The sequence below is a fragment of the Variovorax sp. LjRoot84 genome, from assembly GCF_964254305.1.
Lineage (GTDB): Bacteria > Pseudomonadota > Gammaproteobacteria > Burkholderiales > Burkholderiaceae_C > Variovorax.
Window position 1 is genome coordinate 192725 of record NZ_CAXUTE020000002.1, and the last position, 24103, is coordinate 216827.

22 protein-coding genes and 2 pseudogenes are annotated in these 24103 nt (G+C 61.0%); 14 read left to right on the forward strand and 10 right to left on the reverse strand.

Going from position 1 to position 24103, the window contains the following annotated elements:
• Positions 1-83: 83 nt before the first annotated feature.
• From ACSQ9I_RS31605 to ACSQ9I_RS31625, 5 genes are all read right to left on the reverse strand, one after another.
• Positions 84-494, reverse strand: a complete 411-nt coding sequence (locus tag ACSQ9I_RS31605) for a nuclear transport factor 2 family protein (protein ID WP_309968512.1) — start codon at positions 492-494, stop codon at positions 84-86.
• 45 nt (positions 495-539) lie between these two features.
• Positions 540-2153 (reverse strand): gamma-glutamyltransferase, encoded by a 1614-nt coding sequence (ggt, locus tag ACSQ9I_RS31610; protein WP_436316005.1) that lies wholly within the window; start codon positions 2151-2153, stop codon positions 540-542.
• Positions 2154-2231: 78 nt separating this feature from the next.
• On the reverse strand, positions 2232-2927 hold the full coding sequence (locus ACSQ9I_RS31615) for a pyridoxamine 5'-phosphate oxidase family protein (RefSeq protein WP_436316006.1): 696 nt from the start codon (positions 2925-2927) through the stop codon (positions 2232-2234).
• Between the two features lie 157 nt (positions 2928-3084).
• A complete protein-coding gene (locus ACSQ9I_RS31620; protein ID WP_309968504.1) occupies positions 3085-4566 on the reverse strand; it encodes an amidase in 1482 nt (493 codons plus the stop codon).
• 60 nt (positions 4567-4626) lie between these two features.
• A complete protein-coding gene (locus tag ACSQ9I_RS31625) occupies positions 4627-5661 on the reverse strand; it encodes an IS630 family transposase (protein ID WP_106561526.1) in 1035 nt (344 codons plus the stop codon).
• Positions 5662-5819: 158 nt separating this feature from the next.
• Between ACSQ9I_RS31625 and ACSQ9I_RS31630 the strand changes: the two genes are divergently transcribed.
• The 3 genes from ACSQ9I_RS31630 to ilvA all read left to right on the forward strand — a co-directional run bounded on the left by ACSQ9I_RS31630 (position 5820) and on the right by ilvA (position 9898).
• Positions 5820-7424 carry a PLP-dependent aminotransferase family protein gene (locus ACSQ9I_RS31630; RefSeq protein ID WP_436317081.1) on the forward strand — a complete coding sequence of 535 codons (1605 nt, stop codon included), beginning with the start codon at positions 5820-5822 and terminating at the stop codon, positions 7422-7424.
• Positions 7425-7703: 279 nt separating this feature from the next.
• The gene (locus ACSQ9I_RS31635; protein WP_436316007.1) at positions 7704-8270 is read left to right on the forward strand and encodes a maleate cis-trans isomerase family protein; all 567 of its coding nucleotides are present in this window, start codon (positions 7704-7706) and stop codon (positions 8268-8270) included.
• Positions 8271-8356: 86 nt separating this feature from the next.
• The gene (gene ilvA, locus ACSQ9I_RS31640; RefSeq protein WP_436316008.1) at positions 8357-9898 is read left to right on the forward strand and encodes a threonine ammonia-lyase, biosynthetic; all 1542 of its coding nucleotides are present in this window, start codon (positions 8357-8359) and stop codon (positions 9896-9898) included.
• A 537-nt stretch (positions 9899-10435) separates the two neighbouring features.
• Here the strand turns inward: ilvA and ACSQ9I_RS31645 are convergent.
• Both ACSQ9I_RS31645 and ACSQ9I_RS31650 read right to left on the reverse strand, forming a co-directional pair.
• Entirely contained in the window at positions 10436-11047 is a 612-nt protein-coding gene (locus ACSQ9I_RS31645) for a helix-turn-helix domain-containing protein (RefSeq protein ID WP_436316009.1), read from the reverse strand.
• Positions 11048-11143: 96 nt separating this feature from the next.
• Positions 11144-11827, reverse strand: coding sequence for a helix-turn-helix domain-containing protein (locus tag ACSQ9I_RS31650; RefSeq protein ID WP_436316010.1), 684 nt, complete (start codon positions 11825-11827; stop codon positions 11144-11146).
• 229 nt (positions 11828-12056) lie between these two features.
• Between ACSQ9I_RS31650 and ACSQ9I_RS31655 the strand changes: the two genes are divergently transcribed.
• From ACSQ9I_RS31655 to ACSQ9I_RS31690, 8 genes are all read left to right on the forward strand, one after another.
• Complete coding sequence (locus tag ACSQ9I_RS31655) at positions 12057-12833, forward strand: ABC transporter ATP-binding protein (protein ID WP_436316011.1); 777 nt, start codon at positions 12057-12059, stop codon at positions 12831-12833.
• Positions 12826-13530 (forward strand): ABC transporter ATP-binding protein, encoded by a 705-nt coding sequence (locus ACSQ9I_RS31660; protein ID WP_436316013.1) that lies wholly within the window; start codon positions 12826-12828, stop codon positions 13528-13530. The genes ACSQ9I_RS31655 and ACSQ9I_RS31660 overlap by 8 nt, the downstream gene beginning before the upstream one ends.
• Positions 13531-13538: 8 nt before the next feature.
• Positions 13539-14426 (forward strand): branched-chain amino acid ABC transporter permease, encoded by an 888-nt coding sequence (locus ACSQ9I_RS31665; RefSeq protein ID WP_436316014.1) that lies wholly within the window; start codon positions 13539-13541, stop codon positions 14424-14426.
• A 7-nt stretch (positions 14427-14433) separates the two neighbouring features.
• Positions 14434-15450 (forward strand): branched-chain amino acid ABC transporter permease, encoded by a 1017-nt coding sequence (locus tag ACSQ9I_RS31670; protein ID WP_436316015.1) that lies wholly within the window; start codon positions 14434-14436, stop codon positions 15448-15450.
• 113 nt (positions 15451-15563) lie between these two features.
• Entirely contained in the window at positions 15564-16790 is a 1227-nt protein-coding gene (locus ACSQ9I_RS31675; RefSeq protein ID WP_436316016.1) for an ABC transporter substrate-binding protein, read from the forward strand.
• A gap of 31 nt (positions 16791-16821) precedes the next feature.
• Positions 16822-17916: an Ldh family oxidoreductase gene (locus ACSQ9I_RS31680; protein WP_436316017.1), complete on the forward strand. Its 1095-nt coding sequence runs from the start codon at positions 16822-16824 to the stop codon at positions 17914-17916.
• Between the two features lie 2 nt (positions 17917-17918).
• On the forward strand, positions 17919-18587 hold the full coding sequence (locus tag ACSQ9I_RS31685; protein WP_047787176.1) for a pyridoxamine 5'-phosphate oxidase family protein: 669 nt from the start codon (positions 17919-17921) through the stop codon (positions 18585-18587).
• Positions 18588-18831: 244 nt separating this feature from the next.
• A complete protein-coding gene (locus ACSQ9I_RS31690) occupies positions 18832-19587 on the forward strand; it encodes an alpha/beta hydrolase (RefSeq protein ID WP_436316018.1) in 756 nt (251 codons plus the stop codon).
• Here the strand turns inward: ACSQ9I_RS31690 and ACSQ9I_RS31695 are convergent.
• Positions 19553-19813: pseudogene (locus tag ACSQ9I_RS31695) on the reverse strand (Lrp/AsnC ligand binding domain-containing protein); the annotation flags it as partial. The gene ACSQ9I_RS31690 and the pseudogene ACSQ9I_RS31695 sit on opposite strands and share 35 nt — an antisense overlap.
• A 525-nt stretch (positions 19814-20338) precedes the next feature.
• Positions 20339-20542: a helix-turn-helix domain-containing protein gene (locus tag ACSQ9I_RS31700; RefSeq protein ID WP_436316019.1), complete on the reverse strand. Its 204-nt coding sequence runs from the start codon at positions 20540-20542 to the stop codon at positions 20339-20341.
• 15 nt (positions 20543-20557) lie between these two features.
• On the opposite strand from ACSQ9I_RS31700, the gene proC reads away from it, so the two are divergent.
• The 3 genes from proC (at position 20558) to ACSQ9I_RS31715 (ending at position 23537) form a co-directional block, all read left to right on the forward strand.
• The gene (gene proC / locus ACSQ9I_RS31705) at positions 20558-21373 is read left to right on the forward strand and encodes a pyrroline-5-carboxylate reductase (RefSeq protein ID WP_436316020.1); all 816 of its coding nucleotides are present in this window, start codon (positions 20558-20560) and stop codon (positions 21371-21373) included.
• A 615-nt stretch (positions 21374-21988) separates the two neighbouring features.
• Positions 21989-22975, forward strand: coding sequence for a Bug family tripartite tricarboxylate transporter substrate binding protein (locus ACSQ9I_RS31710; RefSeq protein ID WP_436316021.1), 987 nt, complete (start codon positions 21989-21991; stop codon positions 22973-22975).
• A 151-nt stretch (positions 22976-23126) separates the two neighbouring features.
• Positions 23127-23537 carry a nuclear transport factor 2 family protein gene (locus tag ACSQ9I_RS31715; protein WP_436316022.1) on the forward strand — a complete coding sequence of 137 codons (411 nt, stop codon included), beginning with the start codon at positions 23127-23129 and terminating at the stop codon, positions 23535-23537.
• 256 nt (positions 23538-23793) lie between these two features.
• Here the strand turns inward: ACSQ9I_RS31715 and ACSQ9I_RS31720 are convergent.
• Positions 23794-23988, reverse strand: a pseudogene (locus ACSQ9I_RS31720) (transposase domain-containing protein); the annotation flags it as partial.
• Positions 23989-24103: the final 115 nt, after the last annotated feature.

Here is a 24103-nt window from a genome sequence, read left to right on the forward strand (position 1 = left end):
GGCTTTCTCAAGCCGCAAGGTCAGAGGAGGGCACGCGTGCGCAAGGTCACATAACTGCGTCATCAGGTGCCAGGCGAACACCCTCAACCCTCAGTGGCAGACCACGACGAACTCGCATTGTCCCAGCGTGCAATTCGGCCATCGCGGACTTGAAGAATCTCGATGGCTCGAGTGTGCTGCAGCGTTGAGTGTTCAGGCGACTTCCAGCGCAATCGCGCGTCACAGATGACGAGGTCGCCGGCGACTGCACGAACAGTCTTGCGAAGGTCGTAGTGGGTGTATCTCGAATACCGCTCACGGATGATCGGACGCAGTTGCTCCTTCCCGGTAAGGAGGACTGCGCCGAGGTCGGCGATAACGTCATCCGTGAAGATATCTAGAATGAGATCAGGATCCAAGGTGCTGCAGGTCGCCACCACTTGATTCAGCCAATTCTGTGCGGTCTCCGCATCGAGGGCTGCACTGCCGTCTTGATAGCTCTTCCAATCGGTCATGGGGGTATCTCCGGTAAATGAAGGTGGAATCAGGCCGCCTGACGATCAAGCCTCGTAAGCCACGCCGTCGCGGCCAGGGTCGGCGCCACCCTCGAGCCGTTCGCCGTTGATGCGGATCCCGTGCACAGAAGCAATCGTGTACCCGAACGGATTCCGAACCACTTCGTAGCCCAGACGCTCAAGCGGCCGGGACACGGAGCGTGGAATGCGATTCGAAATATCGATGATGTTGCTCGTGGACGAGAAGCGCGGAGCAGATACGGCCTCTTGCATGCTCATCCCATGATCCGCAACGTTCAGGATTGCCTGCAGCACGCCCATCGCGATCTGCGTCCCGCCCGGCGCGCCAAGCACAATTTCGGGCTCGTCTCCGCGGAACACGATGGTGGGACAGGCCGAAGTGAACCTTGCCTTTCCGGGTGCGATGCTGCCCGTTCTGCCTGGTCGCGGGTCGAACACGCCCATGCAGCCGTTGTACATGAAGCCAAGGCCGGGCGTCATCACACCGGAAGGCATCGCGAGCGAATGCGTGATGGCAGCACAATTGCGTTCACAATCGACCACGGACAGGTGCGTCGTGTCCTTTGGACCAGGGGCCCCTAAGTTGAGACGGGGCACGTCGGCCTTCTCGCCGGCATTGATAGCGGCAGCAGCCTGCGCCGCGTAAGCCTTGGAGAGCAGGCGATCCAGCGGCACCTCTAGAAATGCCGGGTCACCGAGATGCCGGTCCTTGTCGATGGTGGCGCGCTTCATGGCCTCACACACGATGCGGATGTATTCCGGCGTGTTGTGCCCGAGCGCCGTCAGGTCGAACTGCTCCAAGATGTTGAGCATCTGGAGCAGCATCGCGCCGCCACCAGGAGGCTGGTTGGTGGTGATGCGTCGGTCCCTGTAGCTTCCTACAAGTGGAGCGTTCTCGCGTGGTGCGTAGGTCGCGAGATCTTGCAAAGACAGCAGGCCGCCGTGGGCAGCCAGGTCCTCCACCATACGATGGGCGAGTTCACCGCGGTAGAAGGACACTGCTCCATCACGCGCGATCGTTTCCAGCGTGTTCGCGTAGTCCGGGTTTCGCAGCGGTGTGCCGATGGTCTTAGGAGTGCCGTCCGGCCGGCAGAAAAGTTCCCGACCGGAGGCCGAGTACAGGAGCCGCTCTCTGTTGCTTGCTCGACCAGCGAGCGGCTCGTCGATCCAGAACGCATACATCGCCGGCCGTACCATGAACCCGTCCCGGGCCCATGCAATGGCAGGTGCGACCACTTCTCGCCACGGAAGGCGGCCATGCCGCTCGTGCAGGCGCTCTAGCCCGCTGAGCGTTCCCGGAACGGCGATGGCTTGGTAGCCGATGTCGTTCAAGCCGCCCTTGATTCTGAAGCCAAAACCGTCGCGCGTCTCACCCTCCAGCAAGTGCTCCCACATGTCTGCTCGAGCGCCAAGCGGCGCGGGAGCGTGGAAGTCCACATACTCGTGAATGCCGGTTTCTGGGCGGTGTACGACGGCCGTGCCGAAGCCGCCGATGCTGCACATCAGCGGATCCACCACGGTTTGCACAAGGGCGCAGGCGACTGCCGCGTCGACCGCGCTCCCGCCTGCCCGCAGGATCTCAACGCCCGACTCCGCCGCTTCAGGCTGCGGACAGCTCACCATTCCTTTGCTGCTCATGTCGACTCTTGTATCAGTTGAGCCCAGGGCGCCAGTGGCCCGCTGCCGCTTGGCCGGGCGGAGTGTGCTATCGGAGCGTCATGCGTCCGGATTGTTCTCAACCTCCTGCCGTTCCACGCTGGGCAGCTTCTCGTACTCCTCGATGTACCGCGGCACCGGGACGTCCTGCCGACCTTGGGGATCGCGGATGGCACCCGCGAAGACCTGCTTAATCAGCAGTTCGCCGGCCCAGCAATCGCGGTCCAGATCGAACTCGAAATCCGTTGGCGGACCCGACCGCATCTTTGCCACAGCCTCGACAACGGGAATGCGCATCACCGTCGTGCTGTTCAACTCCTTGGAGTTCGGAGGCCTCACATCGGCAAAACGGCGTTTCAGGACGTGGCGCGCGTAGGCCTCGAAGGAGGCGAGTTTCTCCTGTGGATCCGTCACTTCTTCTGGACGCCCGAACACCACCACGGAACGGTAGTTAACGGAGTGGTTGTAGAGCGAACGTGCCAAAACCAGGCCATCCACATGAGTGACGAGGACGCACACATCCCCACTCAGCGCCGCGCTGAGCATGGTGCTCTGGTTGGAGCCGTGAATGTAGATGTAGTCACCAATCCGGCCATAGCCAGTCGGCAACACGCGGGGCGCCCCTTCGTGGACGTAGGCCACATTGCACATGAACCCTTCGTCAAGAATTGCCCGAATAGCATCCTTGTCGTAGATCCCACGGTGAGGGCGACGGGTTAGCGTCGTCCGGTCTGTCACTTCGTACTTGTCACTCATCTGTTTTCCTTCGGATTGCGGGCCTTAGATGCCCTGAACGGCGGCGAAAGATGCTCCCGTACCAAGCCATTCTTGACGGACCTGAATTCCAGCATGAGGCCACTTTTCGGCTTCGCTGCAGGCCACTTTTCTTGCGCCACCAAGCTGCGCGACCGGCTTAAGCTACGTTCGAGGGTGTCACTTCGGCAGGTCGCCGCGCAATAAAATCGGCGCGCAGCTGCTCGTAAGCCGCTCCTGCACGCAATACCTTAGCGTCACCAGCATACGGACCGATCAGCTGGATGCCCATGGGCCAACGGCCGTTCGGATGGAAGCCGGCGGGTACCACCAAGGCAGGCAAGCCGCCAAGGGTGGCATAGATTGCGACCTCCATCCAGCGGTGGTAGGTGTCCATCTCGCGTCCCGCGATCTGTTTGGGCCAGCGCTCCTCCGCGTTAAACGGCCAACACTGCGCGGAGGGCAGCACGAGCAGGTCCCACTGATCCAGCATGGTGCGCATGTGCTGGTAGTAATTCGTGCGAACCTGGCTTGCCTGACGGAAATCGGTGAAGCTCATGCCGCGTGAGCACTCGTACTCCCACTGAGCCTCCGGCTTGATCTTCTCCTTGGCACCTGGCAGTTGCATGAGCGCCCCGACACGTGGCCCCGCGCCCGCGCGGCGCCAAGTCAGCCAGCATTCCCACAGCTGCTTGGGATCGAACCCCAATGGCACCTCCTCGACCACGGCGCCCGCCGCTTCGAGGTGACGCAGCGCTTCGCGACAGGCGTCCAGCACCCCGGTTTCCATAGCGAGGTGGCCGCCAAGGTCGCCCAGCCAGCCTATGCGCATGCCGCTGAGAATCCCCGGATCGACGGCCTCGTTTTCCTTCCAGCCCAAAGGCATCTGCATGGAAAGCGGCGAGCGCGGATCGAAACCGCTTTGTGTGGTCAAAAGCCGCCCCACATCGCGGATGCTACGGCCCATGGGACCCTCGTTCGAGAGCAGGTCGATCCACACGTCCGACATTCCAGCCTGGGGTACCCTTCCTTGTGACGGGCGCATACCGAAAACGTGGTTCCAGCCTGCCGGGTTCCGCAGTGAACCCATTCCGTCTGACCCGTCCGCGACCGGGAGCATGCGCTGCGCCAGGGATACGGCCGCGCCTCCGCTGCTGCCGCCGGCGCTCACTGCCGGATCCCATGCATTGCGGGTCACACCCCACAGAGTGCTGAACGTATGCGAGCCCAGCCCGAACTCAGGCGTCGTCGTCTTGCCGATCACGATGCAGCCTGCGGCCTTCATGCGTGCGGTCAGGATGGAGTCGCTCGTCGGCATATTGCTGGCCAGTAGCTCGCAACCTTTCGTGGTGGGGAAGCCAACGACGTCTGCGAAATCCTTAACGGCCATGGGGATGCCATGCAGCCAGCCCCGCACCTTGCCGCTGGCTAGGTCGGCGTCAGCAGCATCGGCTTCAGCCAATAGCTTCTCGACCGGAGCCATGTTTACGATAGTGTTGAAGATGGGGTTGAGCGCATGAATGCGATCGACCGTGGCCTGCATCAGCTCGCGGCAAGAGAACGACCGGCGCCGCAGGCCATCGGCGAGTTCGGAAGCCGTCAGGTCGGTCAAGGCAGGCCTCACGGAGGCGGTTTCACTCATCATTTCTCCTTGGGCTTCGGCAGGGCTCGTAGCGGAATCCGCCCGCATCGAGCCACTTACTCAGCAGTCGGAAATATAGGCGACAGAGGGCGCTTCGAAGAATGATCGAACAAGCCGGCGATTCTTCTGCATGTTGCGCAGTTGCTGGTCGACGCGGATTTCGAGTTTCTCGCCAGCTCGCAATGGGTTGCGAGCCACGCCGGTACGTTTGACGTGACTCCAGACCAGTTCGTCCGGGTTCAGGTCCGGTGCGTAGCCCGGCAGAATGTGCATGCTCAGCTTGCCCTGAGTGGATTCGATGTACTCGCGCACGTTGGCTTTCTTGTGGGCCGGCAATCCGTCGACCACCAAGTGCACCGGCTTGCTGCGACCCTTCATCATCTTCTTGAGCAATTCGATGAACAGTTCGGCATTGAGCGCACCCTGGTAAGTCGCAAACCAGAATCCACCCCTGGCGTTGACGGCCGATGCCGCGGAGATCGACTGGCGTTGGCCGGGCCGCTCGATAACCGGGGTCTTGCCCATGGGCGCCCAGGTCTTGCCGTGCACGGTGTCAGCCCGAAAGCCCGATTCGTCCCAGAAGTAGACGTCGGCACCACTTTGCCTCGCAGCCGTGGCGATGCCGGGGTAGGTTTCACGCTGCCAGCGCTCGATGGCTTGAGGATCGCGTTGGTAGGCGCGTTGCAGCGGCTTTTGCGGGGTCAGTCCGAGCTTGGCCAGCAACGCACCGACTGCGGTCACCCCCATATTCACGCCGAACTTCTGCTCGATCAGCGCCACGACAATGGCGCGTGTCCACAGCCCAAAGTCCAGTCCGTACTGTCGCGGGTCGCGCCCATTGATCCAACGAAATATTTGGCGCTCTTGCGCGGCACTCAGCGTCCGTGGTCGCCCGGTGCCGCGCGTGCCGCGCAATGCCTTGAGTCCCTTGCCTCGACCCGACGAGGCCTTCAGCCATTTGTAGATGGTTGTGCGGCTGAAACCGTAGGCGGCAATCACTGCAGATGGCTTCTCCCCGTCGCGAACTCGCTCCACCGCCATCAGGCGAATCTCTTCAAGCGTTTTGTGATCCAGCGTGCGGCCATCTCGCTTCATGCACTATTGGATCATCAAACCGATCGCCGCGGTGACTTTTGTAGCCTAAATTATCGACTACTGAGTAACGTCGTCTGTCATATAAGTGGCCTGCCCGAATGCATCTTCAGCGGGCCATACTCGGCTCCATGCCGAGGCTTCTTGGCGCATTCTTGACGGTGAACAGCGCGATGGACGGGCCACTTCCAATGGATGAATCGAACCACTTCGGTGCACAGCCCAAGCCCCGGCGACGGCGAGCGCGGGTATCCAGGGCACGCCTGCTTGAGTTCCTGGTGATCAACCGGCAAAGCCCGGTGACCGTGGTGGACCAGGTTGCCACCGGGATTGAACACCTGATCGTCACCGGCGGCCTGAAATCAGGCGACCTCCTGCCGTCGACGCGCGAGCTCGCCCGAACGCTCGACATCGGCAGGGCCACTGCGCTCAGTGTCATCGCTAGGCTCAGCGCGGAGGGATTCGTCGAGACCCGCGTCGGCTCTGGCTCGAGAGTGCGCGAGCGATCAGCCGACTTGTTGACCGGGAGTGCCGCGCCCGCGCCAAGCTCGCTCAAACGCAGCCAGGTGCCGGGCGCCGTGGCCATCCAGCAGCAGGTTGCCTTGCTGGACACCTTGCCAAAGCATGTCTCGCGCAGTACCAGTTTGATGGATTTGCAAAGCCTGTCGGTGGCTACGCCTTTCGCTCCAGGGATGCCGGCAATTGATCAGTTCCCCTATCACTCCTGGAGCGACTTCTGTGCAAAGTCCTGGAAGCACGCGACGGCCGCCATGCTGGAAACTCGCGACCCGGCCGGCTACAGGCCGCTTCGGGAGGCACTTGCTGGCTACCTGGCGAGTGCACGTGGGGTCCGTTGCACGGCGGACCAGATCATCATTGTCTCTGGTGCTCAGCACGCGTTCGATCTCACCTTGCGCGTGCTGACGCAGCCGGGTGACCGGGTGTTAATTGAGGATCCGGGCTTCCTTGGCGCCAGGAATGCCATGCTGTCGGCGGGATTGAATCTGAGGGGGGTCCCGTTAGATGAAGAAGGTGTCATGGTGCCGGACGACAACGGCGGCGCCAAGCTGCTCTACACCACCCCGTCGCACCAGTATCCGATGGGTAGAACCATGAGCCTCGCGCGCCGCCGGGCACTCCTCGAGTGGGCGCGCCGGACATCCTGCTTCATCTTTGAAGACGACTACAGCAGCGAATTTCGGTATGACGGCAAGCCTTTGCCTTCCCTGCAGGGGTCTGACGAGTACAGCCGGGTGATCTACGCTGGAACGTTCAACAAGATCATGTTCCCGTCCTTGAGGCTGGGTTACCTCGTCGTCCCGGAAGAACTCGTTGATGTTTTCCTGAGTATCCGAACCTGGTCGGACGGCTGTCCTCCGGGCGTGATCCAGGCTGCCATGCTCCAGTTCATCGAACGGGGAGCTTTTTACTCGCACATCCGCCGGTTGCGAGAGATCTACGCAGCACGCCACTCGCTGCTGTGCGAGCTGATCTCCCAGAGGATGGGACTGATGCTGTCGGTCATCTCGGATCCGGCTGGACTGAACCTCGCGGCGGTCGCGAAGCGCCCGATGGACGACGTGGCCCTCTCACGCCGTGCTCGCAATGCGAATATCGTCTGTCCGCCCCTGTCTCAGTACTTCGTCCATGTGGAACCGCAATGTGGGTTCCAGTTTGGCTTCGCTTCGAGCAACGAGGCTCAGATGAAGGCGGCCATCGACCGACTCGAAGTGGTCTGGGGCCAAGGCGCGTCGACTGCTACTTAACTGGTCTGAGAAACTGGCGCGAAGTGGCATGCAGCAGGAGACCTTCGATGCTTACGCTTCTCGGATCACGAAGGGGAACAGCTTATGCTTCAGGCTCGAATTGGCTACGAACTTGCTCAAGATGACACAGAGGCACGCCGCCTAGCGCTGATCGTGCTACGCACGGACCGCACCATCGAGGGCGAGGTGCGATCGAGCCTTCCAACCTCGCAGCCCGTCTCCCTGTACCACAGTCGCATCTTCAACGACTTCGAGATCTCCGCCGCGACCTTGGAAGCCATGTCGGACCTGCTGCAGCCGACGGCGGCCTTGATCCCTGCCGAGTTCAAGCCGCATGTGGTGGCCTACGGCTGCACGTCGGCCACGATGCTCCTGGGAGAGCAACGGGTCGCAAGCATCATCCGCCAAGCACATCCAGGCGTGCAGGTGACCGAACCGGTTACTGCTTGCATTGCGGCATGCAGGTCGCTGGGCATGAAGAAGATCAAGCTGGTCACCCCCTACGAGAGCACGGTGAACCGGAAGATCGTGGACGGACTGCGCGCCCGCGGGCTGGACGTGGACTCCGTGGTCTCGTTCGAAGAGCCCGATGACCTGAAGGTGGGCGCCATTTCCACGAACAGCGTGGTCGAGGCCGCCGTCCATGCGGGCGGTGGAGCGAAGCCGGACGTCGATGGTGTCTTCATCTCATGCACCACGTTACCGACCTTCAGTGCCATTCCGATCATCGAGCGCCTCACGGGCAAGCCCGCGACTTCAAGCAATCATGCGCTGGCATGGCACATGCAGAAGCTTGCCGGCATCAAGAAGTTCCAGAGCTCGCTCGGGCGCCTCTACGCAGACTAGCCGTGGCAGGCGTCCTCCGACGGAGTTCCCGCCTCTTGCGACATGCTTCGCCGCCGCAACTTCGTCCGTGAGAACGCCGTCACCTTATGCTCGAGCTCGACGAATACCTAAAGAGGATCCTCACGGCCCGTGTGTACGACGTGGCCGTGGAAACCCCTTTGCAGCCTGCCAGAGAGTTGTCGAGTCGGCTCGGCAATCAGGTTCTCCTGAAGCGCGAAGACCAGCAGGCCGTGTTCAGCTTCAAGCTCCGCGGCGCCTACAACAAGATCGCACAGTTGTCGCCCGAGGAGATGCGTCGCGGGGTGATCTGTGCTTCTGCGGGTAACCATGCTCAAGGTGTCGCACTTGCCGCGCGGCGCTTGGGCGCGACTGCAGTCATCGTCATGCCTGTTACCGCGCCACGAGTCAAGATCGAGGCGGTCAAGGGACTGGGGGGCACCGTGGTGCTGCACGGGGAGAGCTACTCCGAGGCATACGCTCATGCCCTGGAACTACAGGAGGCAGACGGGTTGACGTTTGTGCATCCGTTCGACGACCCCGATGTGATCGCCGGGCAAGGCACGGTAGGGATGGAGATCCTGAGGCAGCATCAGGCGCCGCTGCAAGCCGTGTTCGTGCCAGTCGGCGGCGGCGGGTTGATCGCTGGCGTCGCTGCGTACGTCAAGGCGGTCCGCCCGGAGGTTCAAGTGATCGGGGTGCAGACCATCGACTCGGATGCCATGGCGCGATCGGCTCTAGCTCGCAAACGCGTCACACTGGGCGACGTGGGCTTGTTCTCAGATGGAACGGCCGTGAAGCAGGTGGGCGCGGAGACCTTTCGCATCGCCAGCAGCCTTGTGGACGACTATGTCACGGTGGATACGGACTCCATCTGTGCGGCGATCAAGGATGTATTCACCGACACTCGCAGCATCGTGGAACCGGCCGGGGCGCTGGCAGTGGCCGCCGTGAAGCAGTACGTCAAGCAGCGAAAGACGCGCGGAGAGACGTATGTAGCCATTCTCAGCGGCGCCAACATGAACTTCGACAGGCTCCGGTTCGTTGCGGAACGGGCGGAGATCGGTGAAGAGCGGGAGGGCCTGCTCGCGGTCACGCTTCCCGAATCACCTGGAAGCCTGTTGCGCCTGTGCAAGACCATCGACGCCCTGTCCGGCCCCGCCCGCAGCATCACGGAACTCAAGTACCGTGTATGCGACGCCGAGAATGCCTCGGTGCTGGTCGGGCTGACGATCCACTCCGCAGGGGAAACGGCACGCGTTGCGGAAGTCCTGACGCAGGCTGGCTTCTCCGCCCAAGATCTGACGCACGATGAACTGGCCAAGGAGCACATGCGGCACATGGTGGGCGGGCGCTCGCCGGTCGCTGCGGGCGAGCGTGTGCTGCAGTTCGTCTTTCCGGAGCGTCCGGGTGCCTTGATGCAATTTCTCTCGTCATTGCCGCCCAACTGGAACATCACGATGTTCCACTACCGCAACCAAGGCGCCGACTATGGCCGGGTGTTGGTTGGCCTGCAGGCGCCCAGCCCAGACGAGGACGATTTCCACCGTGTTCTAGAGAGAGTGGGCTATCCGCATGAGGAGCTCACGTCCGCTCCTTCCTACCGGCTTTTCCTGGGGCCACGCAGCTAAAGGCACGATCAGACGTCGCCCGGTGCTCGTGCGAGGCCCGACTTGTGCGGGGCCCCGAGTAACTCAGCTGATTGTCATCGAGGACGCGTTGCCGCCGGCCGCTGCCGTGTTGATGTGTTGATGTGTTGATGTGTTGATGCTCAGGGAGCGCTCGATCACGGGTCGATCGATCGGGGTGGCCGTTTCCCCCGGCTCCACGCGTTCCACGCTCACCATTGAACGGTTACATGGAGCATGTGTCGACGCTGGAGCAGGCGCTCTTGCAGGGAGCTTGGCAGTTGCACGGTGCGCCCACAGCGCGTGAATGGCGTCAACTCAGCCTTGGCAGTTCTTGGCCGCTCCGGCAGAAACCGATGCTCGGCTTAGAGGGGCTCAATGCTAGACGGCTCATAGAATAGCGCGGATGGAGGTCACCCGAAGGGGCTTTGGGCAACTCAGTTCAATGATCTGGTCTAGGCTCATCCGCAGGCTGCGATCACGCATTCCAATGAGGCAGAAACCACCGGCAGCACGAGGGGAGCGCGCTTGCACCTTCATTCACCCGAAGGAGTTGACCGGCGTCACTATCATGAGGAGCCGCGCGGGTGAATGGCCCACGTTCTTGCCGCTGTGTGGCTGTTCGCAAGAGAAGTGGACACAGTCGCCTGGCTCGAGCACCAGTGTTTTGTCGCCGATTCGGAATTCAAACTGCCCGTCCAACAGGTACAGCACTTCCTCGCCTGCGTGCGTCAGGACCTCCGGGTTCATCGACTCGCCCACCGGGTAGACCAGTTCAAAAGCGCTCATCTGCTGATCGATGAGCTCTCCACTCATGAGGTGGTACGAGTATCCCCGAGCAGTGAGTGGCGGTTCACCACCGCGGTCCTTGGCTCTGTTCAGGGTGTAGTGCGGAGCGGCTTTTGCACCAGGATCCTCGAAAAAATCGCCCAGTGGGATGCCGAGGCGGCCCGCAATCACGATCAGGTTGGAGATCGAGGCACTCGATTCGCCGCGTTCCAGGCGCGACAGGAAACCCGGGGAGAGGTCTGTGTCTTTGCTCAGACGCTCGAGGGTGATCTGCTTGGCGCGGCGGGCTTCCCTGATCCTCGCACCGAGCCGGATTGCAACGGCCCGGGTCTTTTCCTCGAGTTCTAATTTGTTCTTGTCCATCGCAGCGCTGATTTTGTGTGTGGTGCAAATCTACCATCGCGGCACGGTGCAGCAAAGAACCCAGGATGTGGAGCTCACAGGCAGGCGCCGGTGGTGCTACTTCCCGCCTGTGAACTGGGTAAGGCTTCTGGCCGAGTCGGGGTCGCGGCCAGACATTCGGGCAACCGGTATGTCGATGGAGTCGACGGGCGAGACAATCATCAACAGGCGTGCCTCTCCGTGCCCGATGTTCTCGCCGGTATGCGGTTGATCGCAAGCAAAGTGCACGCAGTCTCCGGGCTCCAAGACCATCGTGTCGGATCCGATGCGGAACTCCATGGTGCCTTCAAGAAGATAGAGGACTTCCTCGCCTCGGTGTGTCAGTACCTCTGGATGCATCGTCTCGCCGACAGGGTAGACGAGTTCGAACGCGCTGACCTGCTCGCCCTCCAGATCGCCGCTGGTGAGGCGGTAGGTGTAGCCGCCGGCACTCAGCGGAGCTTCGCAACTCCTGTCCTTTGCCCGCGTCAACACATAGTCGGGTCGGGGACATTCCTGCGCAACCTCGAAGAAGTCACGCAATACGATCCCCAGGCTCTCCGAGATCACGATGAGGTTGGAGATCGAAGCGCTGGTCTCTCCGCGCTCGAGGCGAGACAGGAAGCCCGCCGATAGATCGGTCTTGGCGCTGAGGACTTCAAGGGTGATGGCTCTGGAGCGTCGTGCATCACGCAACCGCTCACCCAAACGCCTGGCCACTGTCCTGATGGTCTCGTCGAGATCGGCTTTGTTTTCTTCCATGAGTTTCGTTTGCTATCTGAGTGCATCACTGAAGGTGCGGCATGCACCAAGGTAGTTCTCGTCTGCCCTTTCCGCGTGGCTTGAAGACGTTCCTCGGCAGGCATGAAACATGCATCATAGGCAAAAAATGACTAATAATTTTCCCTATAGACAAATGTGCATGATATGCACATCATTGTGTTCCTCATACAAATTTGAAACGATGACAGCTCCAGGCATTTCAGGCGGCATGACGGAGAACATCCCCGACGTTGGGGGCAGCTACGCGCTCGTCGTCGAGGGCTTAACCAAGGACTTCGGCGGCTTCACCGCCGTGAACAATGTTGACCTTCGAGTACGGCGCGAGACCATCCACGCCCTGATCGGCCCCAATGGCGCGGGCAAGACGACGTGCTTCAATCTGATCACTCGATTCATCCGACCCACCTCCGGCCGCATCTTCTACAACGGGCAGGACATCACTTCGGCTGCGCCCGAAGACGTTGCCAGTCAGGGTCTGGTGAGATCTTTTCAGATCTCCGCCATCTTTCCGAAGCTCTCGCTCGGCGAAAACGTTCGTGTGGCGCTGCAGCGCCGGCTGGGAACGACGTATCACTTCTGGAAGCCGCTCTCCAGCCTTAAAGCACTGGATGCGGACGTGGACCGGCTGCTCGATTCGGTTGGTTTGCTTCATCAGCGCGACCAAGTGGCAGGAACGCTGTCCTACGGCCGCAAGCGCGCACTGGAGATTGCGACGACTCTGGCGCTGGAGCCCCAGGTGCTTTTGCTCGACGAGCCGATGGCGGGGATGGGACGCGAGGACATCGAGACCGTCGCGGCGCTTATTCAAAGGGTCTCGAAGGGGCGGACCGTCTTGATGGTCGAGCACAACCTGGGCGTGGTCGCGCGGCTCGCGAACACGATCACCGTTCTGTGTCGTGGGGAGGTGCTCGCGGAAGGAGCCTACGAGGCCGTTTCAAAGAATCCCGAGGTTGTGTCCGCCTATATGGGAGGCGCTCATGGCTGAGGCCCATCTTCGTGTCGGCGACCTGCACGCGCAGTATGGCGAGAGCCGGATTCTGCATGGGATGAACTTCACCGTTCATCGAGGCGAAGTCGTCACCCTCCTTGGTCGAAACGGTGCAGGCAAGACGACGACGCTTCGCGCCATCATGGGCTTGGTCGCAAGGAAAAGCGGTTCCGTAGTGTTCGAGGGTCGGGAACTGTTGGGGCGGCTTCCCGAGGCAGTCGCCCGCGCCGGCATAGCGTGGTGCCCCGAGGAGCGGGCCATCTTCTCCGGCTTGACTGTGCAGGAAAACCTCATGCTTCCGCCCGTGGTGCGCCCTGGAGGCATGAGCGTCCAAGAAATCCTGACGCTGTTCCCGAATTTGGCTCAGCGCATGAAGAGTCCTGGAACGAAGCTGTCCGGCGGAGAGCAGCAGATGCTTGCCATCGGCCGCATCCTGCGCACCGGCGCGCAACTGCTGTTGCTCGATGAGCCGAGCGAGGGATTGGCCCCGGTGATCATCGAGCAGATCGGATTGACGATCCAGAAGCTCAAGGCGCGTGGCATCTCCATCCTACTGGTTGAGCAGAACGTGAGGTTCGCGACTAGCGTGGCCGATCGTCACTACGTCGTGGAGCATGGCGAAGTAGTCGACACGCTCTCCAGCACAGAGATCGACAACAAGAGCGCTCAGTTGAGCGCCTACCTGAGCGTGTGAGGCGCCACATGGGCATCGAATCAATTTTTGGCATCCCCACAAATGCGTTCATGAGTCAGCTCTTGCTGGGTCTGATGAACGGGGCGTTCTACGCCATGCTGAGTCTTGGCCTGGCAATCATCTTCGGCCTGCTCAATGTGATCAACTTCCTGCACGGCGCTCAGTTCATGGTCGGAGCGTTCGTGGCCTGGATGTTGTTGACGTGGGCCGGCGTCGGATACTGGGTTGCGCTGCTGGTGGCGCCGCTTGCCGTCGGACTGGCAGCTGTGCTCGTTGAGCGGCTGCTGCTGCGTCACCTGTATCGCCTGGACCACCTCTACGGGATGCTGTTGACCTTCGGACTGATGCTGATCGTCGAGGGCGTGTTTAGGAAGAGCTTTGGTTCATCGGGACTGCCTTACCCGAACACCATGCCGGGAGGAATGGACCTGGGATTTATGTTCCTGCCGTACTACCGCGCCTGGGTGGTGGTCGCGTCGTTAGCGGTCTGCCTGGCTACATGGCTTCTCATCGAGAAGACCCGATTGGGAAGCTACCTTCGGGCCGCGACCGAGAACCCTGATGTTGTGCGGGCATTCGGAATCAACGTTCCTGTCTTGCTCACGCTTACCTATGCCTTTGGCGCGGGACTCGCGGCACTGGCTGGGGTCATGGCGGCTCCGATTTATCAAGTCAGCCCGCTGATGGGCTCCAACCTCGTCATCCTCGTCTTCGCGGTCGTCGTCATCGGTGGCATGGGGTCGATCATGGGCTCCATCCTGACGGGATTCTCGCTGGGTGCCATCGAGGGACTGACCAAACTCTTTTATCCGCAGGCTTCCGCCACCGTGATCTTTCTCGTCATGGTCATCGTGCTGCTGGTCAAGCCGGCGGGGCTCTTCGGAAAGATCAAGTGAGAACACTATGAGACAAGACGCTTCTTTGACACTTCGCCCGATCGTCTTCCTATTGGCGGCTGCAGTGATTGCGCCCGCGCTGATCTACCCCATCTTCCTGATGAAGGTGATGTGCTTCGCGATATTCGCGTGTGCGGTCAACTTGCTCGTCGGCTATGTTGGGCTGTTGTCACTCGGGCATTCCATGTTTTTTGGCATGTCTGCCTATGTCACGGCGTATACCCTCAAGGAATGGGGTTGGCCGTTCGAGGTTGCGCTGCTCTGTGCCGTCTTGGCGAGCACGGTGCTGGGCTTTATCGCCGGCGCCATCGCGATCCGAAGGCAAGGAATCTACTTCGCGATGATCACGTTGGCCCTGGCGCAGATGGTCTACTTCTTCTGCCTTCAGGCGCCGTTCACTGGCGGTGAAGACGGTCTGCAGAAGGTTCCTCGGCCAGTGGTCCTTGGCCTGCTCGACACCGCCAACGACAATGCTCTCTATGTAGTGGTGCTCGCGATGTTCCTGGCGGCGTTCGCCATCTATCACCGGACGATTCATTCACCTTTCGGCCAGGTGCTCGAAGCCATACGCGACAACGAGCCGAGAGCCGTCTCGCTGGGCTACAAGGTCAATCGATACAAGTTGCTGGCGTTTGTGCTCTCGGCCGCGCTGACCGGGTTGGCTGGCGGAACCAAAGTGCTCGTCTTTCAGCTTGCTTCACTCACAGACGTGAATTGGCACATGGCCACCGAAGTGGTTCTGATGGTGCTGGTCGGCGGCATGGGTACCGTCCTGGGTCCGTTGGTGGGAGCGGTCTGCATTCTCGCCATGCAGGAATACCTGGCTCCGCTTGGTGAGTGGGTGATGGTGATCCAGGGGGTGATCCTGGTCACTGTGGTTATGGTCTTCCGTCGCGGACTGGTGGGTGAATTCGAGGTATGGCGCACTCGCAAAAGTTCACTGACCGAGGCTGCTAAACACCCCGGCCATCAAGAACGCGCTGTCGGACTTGCCACCCCGAAGGGTGCGAATCCACATCGTTGATCTCCTTTTTTTGATTTTCAGTTTGCATGAGATGCACAAGTGTTGCCCTGGATGCACGCGAGTGCAGACACCTTTTCCATGACCACTACCAACTTCCTCAGAAAGGAATGAACATGTCCTCGAAAGCGCTCAAGTTCTTCGCAGCCGGCTTGGCTGCGCTCACCGCCATCGCGAGCGTTGTTGCCTCGGGACCTGCCAGCGCGCAAGTGTCAGGCGATGTCGTGAAGATCGGCATCCTGAACGACCAGTCCGGCCTGTATTCAGACTTGGCCGGCGTTGGCTCGGTGGAGGCCGCACGCCTCGCGATCGAAGAGTTCGGTGGCCAGGTGCTCGGCAAGAAGATCGAACTTGTCTGGGCGGACCACCAAAACAAGGCGGACATCGGCGCAGGCATCGCGCGAGCCTGGTTCGACAAGGACGGCGTCGACGCGATCGCCGATTTCTCGAACTCCAGTGTGGGGTTCGCCGTGCAGGCACTCGCGAACGAGCGCAAGAAGATCACGCTGATCACTGCAGCGTCCTCCGACTTCACTGGAAAGGCGTGTACGCCGTTGTCCACCCAGTGGGTCTACAACAGCTACAGCAACGGCTATGGCCTGGCCCGTCTCATGACCCAACGCGGCCTGGACTCCGTCTATCTCCTGACCGTGGACTACGCGTTTGGCCATGCCTTCGCGAACGATGTTCGAAAGGCCGTCACCGACAACGGCGGAAAGGTCGTCGGCGAGTTGCGTTTTCCCCTCAATTCCTCGGACCTGAGTTCGTACCTGCTTCAAGGGCAGGCCTCCAAGGCCAAGCTGATCGTGGCGGCGAGCGCCGGCAGCGACATGACCTCGATCGTCAAGCAGGCGACTGAATTCGGCATCACCCCGAAGCAGGCGCTGGCAGCGCCCTCTGTCTTTCTGACGGATGTGCACAGCATGGGGCTGCAAGCCGCGCAAGGCCTGCAGTTCCTGACGGCGTTCTATTGGGATCGAACCGCGGCCTCCCGCGCTTGGTCCGAGAAGTTCTTCGCGCGCCGCAAGGCCATGCCGACGATGACTCAGGCGGGGGTCTATTCCGCCGTGCGGCATTACCTCAAGGCCATCGAGGCCGCAAAAACCGATGACGCGGCTGCGGTCGCCAACAAGATGCGCGAACTGCCCATCAAGGACATGAACATCGAGAACGGCCGCGTCCGCGAGGACGGGCAAGTAATGCACGACATGTACCTCGTTGAGGTCAAGAAGCCGGCCGAATCCAAGCGCGCCTGGGACTACTACAAGGTCGTTGCCACCGTCCCTGCGGAGCAAGCCTTCCAGCCGCTCGGCGCCAGCGCCTGTCCGCTGGTCAAGAAGTAATCAATTTCCAACCCGTTCCAAGGAGAAAAAAGTGAGCGATTCCATCCATATGAAACTCGATGAAGTCCACGAGCTCGCAACAACGCTGTTGCTCGCCCAGGGCTTCAACCAAGCCCACGCCAACGCCATCGCCAATACGGTGACTGCGGCCGAGCGCGACGAGTGCCGCCATCATGGCTTGTTCCGCATTCCCTTCTACGTCAATGCACTGCGCGCTGGGCAAGCTTCCGGTGATGCGGAGCCGACAGTCGACGACCTTGCGCCAGCGGTGGTACGAGTCGATGCCCACTATGGCTTCTCACCGCTGGCGCTGGAAGTCGGCGATGAGCTCCTCGCCAAGCGGGCGCAGGAGACGGGCATCGCCGCACTGGCCGTCAACAACGCCCTCAACGTGGCGGCCTTGTGGCCAGAGGTCGAGCGCTTGGCGAACCGTGGCCTGGTCGCGTTCGCGTTTGTCGCCGCAGCGCCCTACGTTGCGCCGCATGGCGGCACCAAGCCGCTTTACGGCACCAACCCCATGGCCTTCGCCTGGCCTCGACTCAACCACCCTCCGATGGTCTTTGATCAAGCTTCGAGCGCAAGCGCGCGCGGCGAAATCCAGGTTCGTCTGCGTGATGGCAAGCCGCTGCCCGAAGGCTGGGCGGTGGGCCCGGACGGGAAGCCGACAACGGACCCGAAGGCCGCTCTTGCAGGCGCTCAGCTGCCGTTTGGTGGCGTGAAAGGCGCTTCCATTGCCATGATGGTCGAGTTACTCGCCGGTCCGTTGGTCGGTGATCTGCTGAGCTATGAGGCCGGCGAGAAGGATGTCGCGAACACCGGCGCGCCATGCGGCGGCGAGCTAATCATTGCCATCGACCCCGTTCGATGCCTCAAGAACGGCAACCGCAAGGCGCAGTTGGAACACGGGGAGCAACTGTTCAGCAAGATCCTCGAGCAGGAGGGAACGCGGCTGCCGTCGCAGCGCCGGTATGAAGCCCGCGGACGTACGGTGGTGGAAGGCGTCACCGTGCCGAAGTCACTGTACGACACGCTGAAGCTGTTCAGCACGGGCACCTACGTTCGGCAAGAGAACGCCTACGAGGGCGACGACCTGCTGCGCGGAAAGCCGGCGAAGGCAGCGGTCTGAGCATGGTCGCCTCAAGCCAGACTTCTCAGTACGCGCCAACGCCGCGTACCCAAGTCCGACGTCGGCCGGAGCGGGCCAGCTACGATCGTCAGCTGGTCCATTCGATCATCGACGAGGCCATCGTTTGCCACGTGAGCTTTATCTACGAGGATCAGCCGTGCATCATTCCGACGACGATCCTTCGCATCGATGAAGACCTCTATCTCCACGGCAGCCCGACGAATCGAATGCTGTGCGTCCTCGCTCAAGGTGTACCGGCTGCCATCGCCGTCACCCACGTCGATGCTGTTGTGGCGGGTCGGTCCGGTTTCGGTTGCAGCGTGGACTATCGATCCGCCATCATCTACTCCAGCGGGCAACTCGTGGAGGGACCGCACAAGGCAGAGATCGTCGACCGCGTGATTCAGTCCGTCGTGCCGGGTCATCGGGTGCGTGCGCCAAAGCAAAAGGAGCTCGACGCCACGATGGTGCTGCGCTTCCCAATAGTCGAAGTCTCTGCAAAAGTCCGAGACCTCGGCGTGCGCGATTACGAAGAGGATTTGGGGCTGGACTTGTGGGCCGGCACGATACCGCTGCGCGTCGTGGCCGGAGCACCGGTCAATGCGCCGGATCTGCGGTCCGGTATCAGGACTCCGGATTACGCGCTGAACTACCAACGGGGCAAGGGCTAGCCGCGGTTTCGGCTCACCGGGCATAAGGACTGGCATGTGCACTCGCGGCGTGCGGAGGTTCGCTGGGCCGGCTTGCTCCGGCGCCCAACCGACGCCTCGACAAGGATGCACAAGTTTCTTTCACCACCTTCCACTTCGTCACCTCATGGCCACAAGAAGGTACCGTCAGCCTGCAACGCCGCTTGACTATCGGAACCAAGCAGCGGTTCCGGACCATCAACGCTACTCGGACAACTGGCGCGCGATGAGCGAATCAACGCGAAGACGCCTGGTGCATTGGTCCGACGTCCCGTACGGGCAGGGGGAGCTGCAGACCTGCGACATCTTTCCTGCGCGGAACAACAATGCGCCAGTCTTCGTCTTCATCCATGGCGGCTGGTGGCACTTCTTGGACAAGTCGGACTACAGCTACGTTGCCGAGCCGTTCGTCGAGCGCGGCGCGGCGTGCGTCTGCATCAACTACCCACTTGCTCCGAACGCCAAGATCGAGGAGATCGTTGCCAGTGTGCAAGCGGCGCTGTTATGGGTGCACCACAACATCCGCGAGTATGGAGGCGATCCCGGACGAATCGCGGTAGGCGGGCATTCGGCGGGAGGCCACCTGTCGGCAATGTCAGCGTTCACGGACTGGAGCCAGCTCGGCGGACCTCAAGATCTTGTCAAGGTCAATTGCGCCATCAGCGGTCTCTACGACCTTGTCCCCATATTAGAAACACCCCACAACGAGAACATTCGGATGGACCGGGCGACCGCTGATGGGGCCAGCCCCATTGATATGATTCGGCCTTCGGCTGTGAAGCACATCCTGTGCGTCGGAGCCGCGGAAACCGCTGGCTTCCTCTGGCAGCACGAGACCTTTGTCAAACTTTGCAAACGCCGAGGATTGGTCGTCGAGGATCTGCGCCTTGCAGGTGAGCATCATTTCAGCGTTGTCGACCAAGTGGCAAACGCTGAAAGCGAGTTGTTCAAGTCGCTTTGGGCCGCGATGACCAGTGGCTAGCGACGCGCTGCGCCTTGCCGCTCAGGATATGCAGCTTGGTGGAGTTCTTCACTTCTTCCATGGCTGCGTAGGTGTGTGTCTCACGCACACCGGACCGTTGCCAAAGTACGGTGCCGGCGAATGCGCGGTAGGCGTCCATATCAGCAACGCCCGTCTTGATCAGGTAGTCGAACCCACTCGTAACCATGTGGCATTCCAGGACTTCAGGATGGACTTGCACCGCAGCGCAGCACGCAACGGGGCTAGTGGCCCATGCAATGAACGCCAAGTGGCCCTATCTGGGATCGGCTCATCGTGAAACAATAGTAGGAATACCCAAAAATTGCACTGAGTCGGCGACATGTCAGGTCCCTTGAGCGTAAAGCGAAGTTGCCCTAGGGCTGCTCCGGCGCGCAAGAGAACTGCCAACGCTATCGGGGTCGGAATTGCGGGGCCGAATGTATGGAGCGTGCTCACTCAGCGCGGGGGCAGGAATCCTCTGTGAGCGCTCTCCTGTGATGCAGTTCTACAGCTCGGATATTGAGCGCGTAGACAAAGCGCAGTTTGTACTGGGAGCGGACGTCAGCCGACCATCCACGGCGGCGATTCTCTCGGGCCCCTCCAGCTTGGTTGCTGCATAGGCGTCAGCTGGAGCCCATCGGATGCCCTACGGTCGCGTGCGAAGGATGACCAGAACACATGCGGATATGTCGTGAGCGGCGCTTCGTTGAGCCCGGCAGTCTTTGGACAGCGAGGTATCCATGCGGATACTTTAGCTCTGCTGATTCGACGCGCGCGACTTGAGATCATCGAGATAGTTGTAGACGGTGAATCGCGTAACCCCTAATGCGGAGGCTGCCTTGTCAACGCCACCTTTCACAATGAAAAGTCCGCGATCCAGCATTTGCGCGACCGCCGCCGTTTTTTCATCCTTGCGCATCAACACCGCGGCTGCCGGTGGGAACGCTTCACTCATGTCGATCGGTTGACTATGCACTATCAAATTGCGTTCGTGGGTGGCGGCAACATGGCCCAAGCGATGGTTTCGGGTCTGCTGCAGGTGGGGGTGCCTCCGCACGAGATTCTCATCATCGACCCCGATGTCCAACAGTTGAAGCGAGTGCAGGAAGCCCATGGCGTGCGAGTTGCTGACACGCCGGAAGGGAATCTCGATGGCGTGGACTTGATCGTCTGGGCGGTAAAGCCACAGGTACTTCGCTCGGCGGCGGAGAAGGCACTGCCTCCCGGCCTCGATGTCTTACACCTGAGCGTCGCTGCGGGAGTGCGGCTCTCCGAGTTGACAACGTGGCTGCGGTCCGGGCGCGTCGTGCGCGCCATGCCGAATACTCCTGCCTTCGTCCGGGCGGGCGTGACAGCGCTGCAAGCAGCCTCTGGTGTGGACGAATCGGAGCGCCGCCTGCTCGAGCGCCTGTTGGGAGGGATCGGCCGAACATTCTGGGTGAACACCGACGCAGAAATGGACGGCGTCACTGCGGTCAGCGGCAGTGGGCCGGCGTACGTGTTTCACTTCCTCGAAAGCCTCCAATCGGCCGGTGAGGAGCTCGGCTTCTCGCCCCAGATGGCGCATGATCTGGCGCTCTGGGTTGTGGGCGGCGCAGTGCAGCAGGCAGCCGCCAGCCCTGAATCGTTCGCAGAGCTACGCCGCCAGGTCACCTCCAAGGGCGGAACGACGGAGGCGGCGATGGAAGTGCTGCATGCACGCAATTGCAAGAGCGCATTGGCTGAGGCGGTGAAAGCAGCGGCGGATCGCGCACGCGAACTAGGCGACCAAGTGGCACAGGCGTGACGAGGCGATCTGTCGCGGTGTGCTTTGCGCCGGCAAGACAGCAACCCGGTGGATGTCGCACATCAGCCGAGGTGCCCTTCGGGTGACTCGGATGAACATGTCGATGCAGCGACAGCGATCAACTGGAGCGGCCCGTGCGCCTTCCGCTTGCTCGAAAGCTTGCAGTAGCACGCCTCGGGTTCTCGGAGAACCAGGGCCGTGGATTGGTGGTGCGGGCCGTCGCGGGTTCGCTCAAGCAGGCGCGCGATAACGAGACCCCGTTCGTCGCGCTGCCGGGCAGGGGGCATCGAAGAGAGAAACCACGAAAGCCCGCCTGGGGGTACTCGCAGAGCGACACCTCTTCCACGTAGAAAGGTGGCGCAATGCTCTCGGCGAATGCAGCCAGGCATCCTGTAGGCGAGCTAGCGACGCAGCGTGACGGATCGACCCGATGGCGCTCGTGAGTTCCTTGGATCATGCATGGAGGCAATGGCGCCACTCGCGTCGCGTCAAATGGCTCTATGAAGGCTCGAACCGGCGTGAGACTCTTGCACCCTGTTGCTTTGCCGCCCTTTGTGGCTTTTCAGAGCGAACGAAATCCTTCGATGTCGTGGTATCCAGCCCAAAAGGAAACTTATGAAGATCAAGCTACTTCAGCGCGTGCTCGCGCTGACGGCATCCTCCTGCGTCATGGCATCGGCCGCGCTGGCGCAAGTCTTTCCAAGCCGCATAGTCACAATGGTCGTACCCTATCCGGCTGGGGGGCAGTCTGACCACGTCGCGCGGACGATCCAGCCTGAACTAACGAAGCAACTCGGGCATCAGGTGATCGTCGACAACGTCAGCGGTGTCGGCGGCGCGCTCGGTATCCAGAAGGCACTGCAGGCGGCGGCCGATGGGCATACGCTGGTGCTTGCGTCGCCGAGTGATCTGATCCTCGCACCGCTGACGATGCAGGTTGTTCGGCATAAGCCCGAAGACTTGCGCTTGGCCGGGGTGCTGATCAACACGCCTTTGGTGATGCTCACGCGACCCGACTTCAACGCGAAGAACTTCGACGAACTGGTTGCAGGGGCGAAAAAGCCTGGCGCCAAGGAGCTCAGCTATGGCAGCCCCGGTTACGGATCGTTGTACCACCTCGCGGGCGAAATTTTCGCGCGCAAGAGCGGGATCAAGATGCTACACGTCCCGTACAAAGGTGGCGCGCCGATGGTGACGGACCTGATGGGCGGGATGATTGATGTCGTGTTTCTTCCCGTCTCCGGAAACATTCCGGCACTGATCCGCGAGGGCAAGGTGAAGGCGTACGGGGTTACCAGTCGGCAGCCGCACCCACTTTTGCCCAACGTTCCAGCGCTCGCCGCTCGAACAGATTTCGAGGGGTTTGATCTCGATGTCTGGGCTGGAGTTTTGGTCCCGAAGGGGACATCAGATGCCGTGGTTCAACGGCTGAACCAAGCGATCAATGCCGCTCTCGCGAACCCGGACGTGCGCAAGATCTACGAGTCGACCGGCAACCAAGTAGGCAATCCGATGACACCGGTTGAGCTGAGCAAGTTCTACACCGCTGAAATCGTACGGCACCAGCGGTTGGTAAGGGAAACCAAACTTCAGCCGCAGTAGCCCTTGTTAATCGCGGATCGAAAAGGGGCTTGAGCTCGGTCCACTGCAGATGTCGAAGGAGCTCGTTCCTTCTATCTCGGTTTCAGTTCCCCCTGTCGCCCGACCCAAGCCCGTGAAGAGTTTTGATGTTCTAAATTGCCGGAGAATCACAATGACCAACTGGAGTAGCTTTCAAAAGGGCAGGTCCGCCCTCGATGCCGAGACCGCGCAGAGGTGGCTTGACCAGGTGAGTGCGACCTGCAGCACCTTGAACCCTGAACTCATCGCCGATCTGTTTACCGATGACGCCATTGCTGACCTCGGCGAAGTCGTTGTGACTGGAAAGGAGCAGCTAAGGCCGCTCATACGGCAGCGTTACTCGAAGTACACGTACTTCGATCTAAAGAAACAACTCCGAGTACTTTCGGGCGATCTCGTGGTGTGTGATGCTCGCTTGCGCTGGACCTCAGCTGAGCAGCCAAGGCTGCAACACACTCGCGCAATCGAGATCCTTCAGGTGCGGGACGGCCGAATCGCTCGGTGGGACAACGCGTTTGTCTCGTGGGCAGATACGGCGGCTTAAGATGCGGCTCGTGCGGTGGACGTTTCCCATACGGCCGCGTGGTTAAGAGTCCGCGTGCGCCGCTGGATGCGCGTCGCAAGCGCTTCGTGCGCTCGATTGGCCTCGACGGTTCCCGCGAGAAATAGGTTCTAGGAAGATCGCTCCCGTAGGTCGCGTGGAATCTTCGAGCAACCGAAGTGCGCTCTACGAGCAGCGAGCCGTAAGCGGCCAGCCGCGCCATTTTAACGGCTGTGGAGGCAGCCACTCGTCGCGTGGATCAGCGTGAGGGTCGCCAGTTGTGAGGAAGCAGTTCGTCGATGCGCCTGTTCAGATGCGTGGGCAATCTGGTCAGCACGTCGTTAAGGTATGCGTGCGAGTCGTGACCATTGATCTTTGCTGACTGCACGAGGCTCATGACGAGGGCGGCGCGCTGGCCGGCCAGTTCACCGCCCGCGAACAACCATGCTTTTCTTTCATGATCATTTATGCATGAAAGAAATAATGCGAACTGCGGTGTTATGCGAACTCGACGTCGGAGTGGGGCGAGTCTTCTCTCGGCGAGCGGTTGCGGCGACGCTGCCACCGCT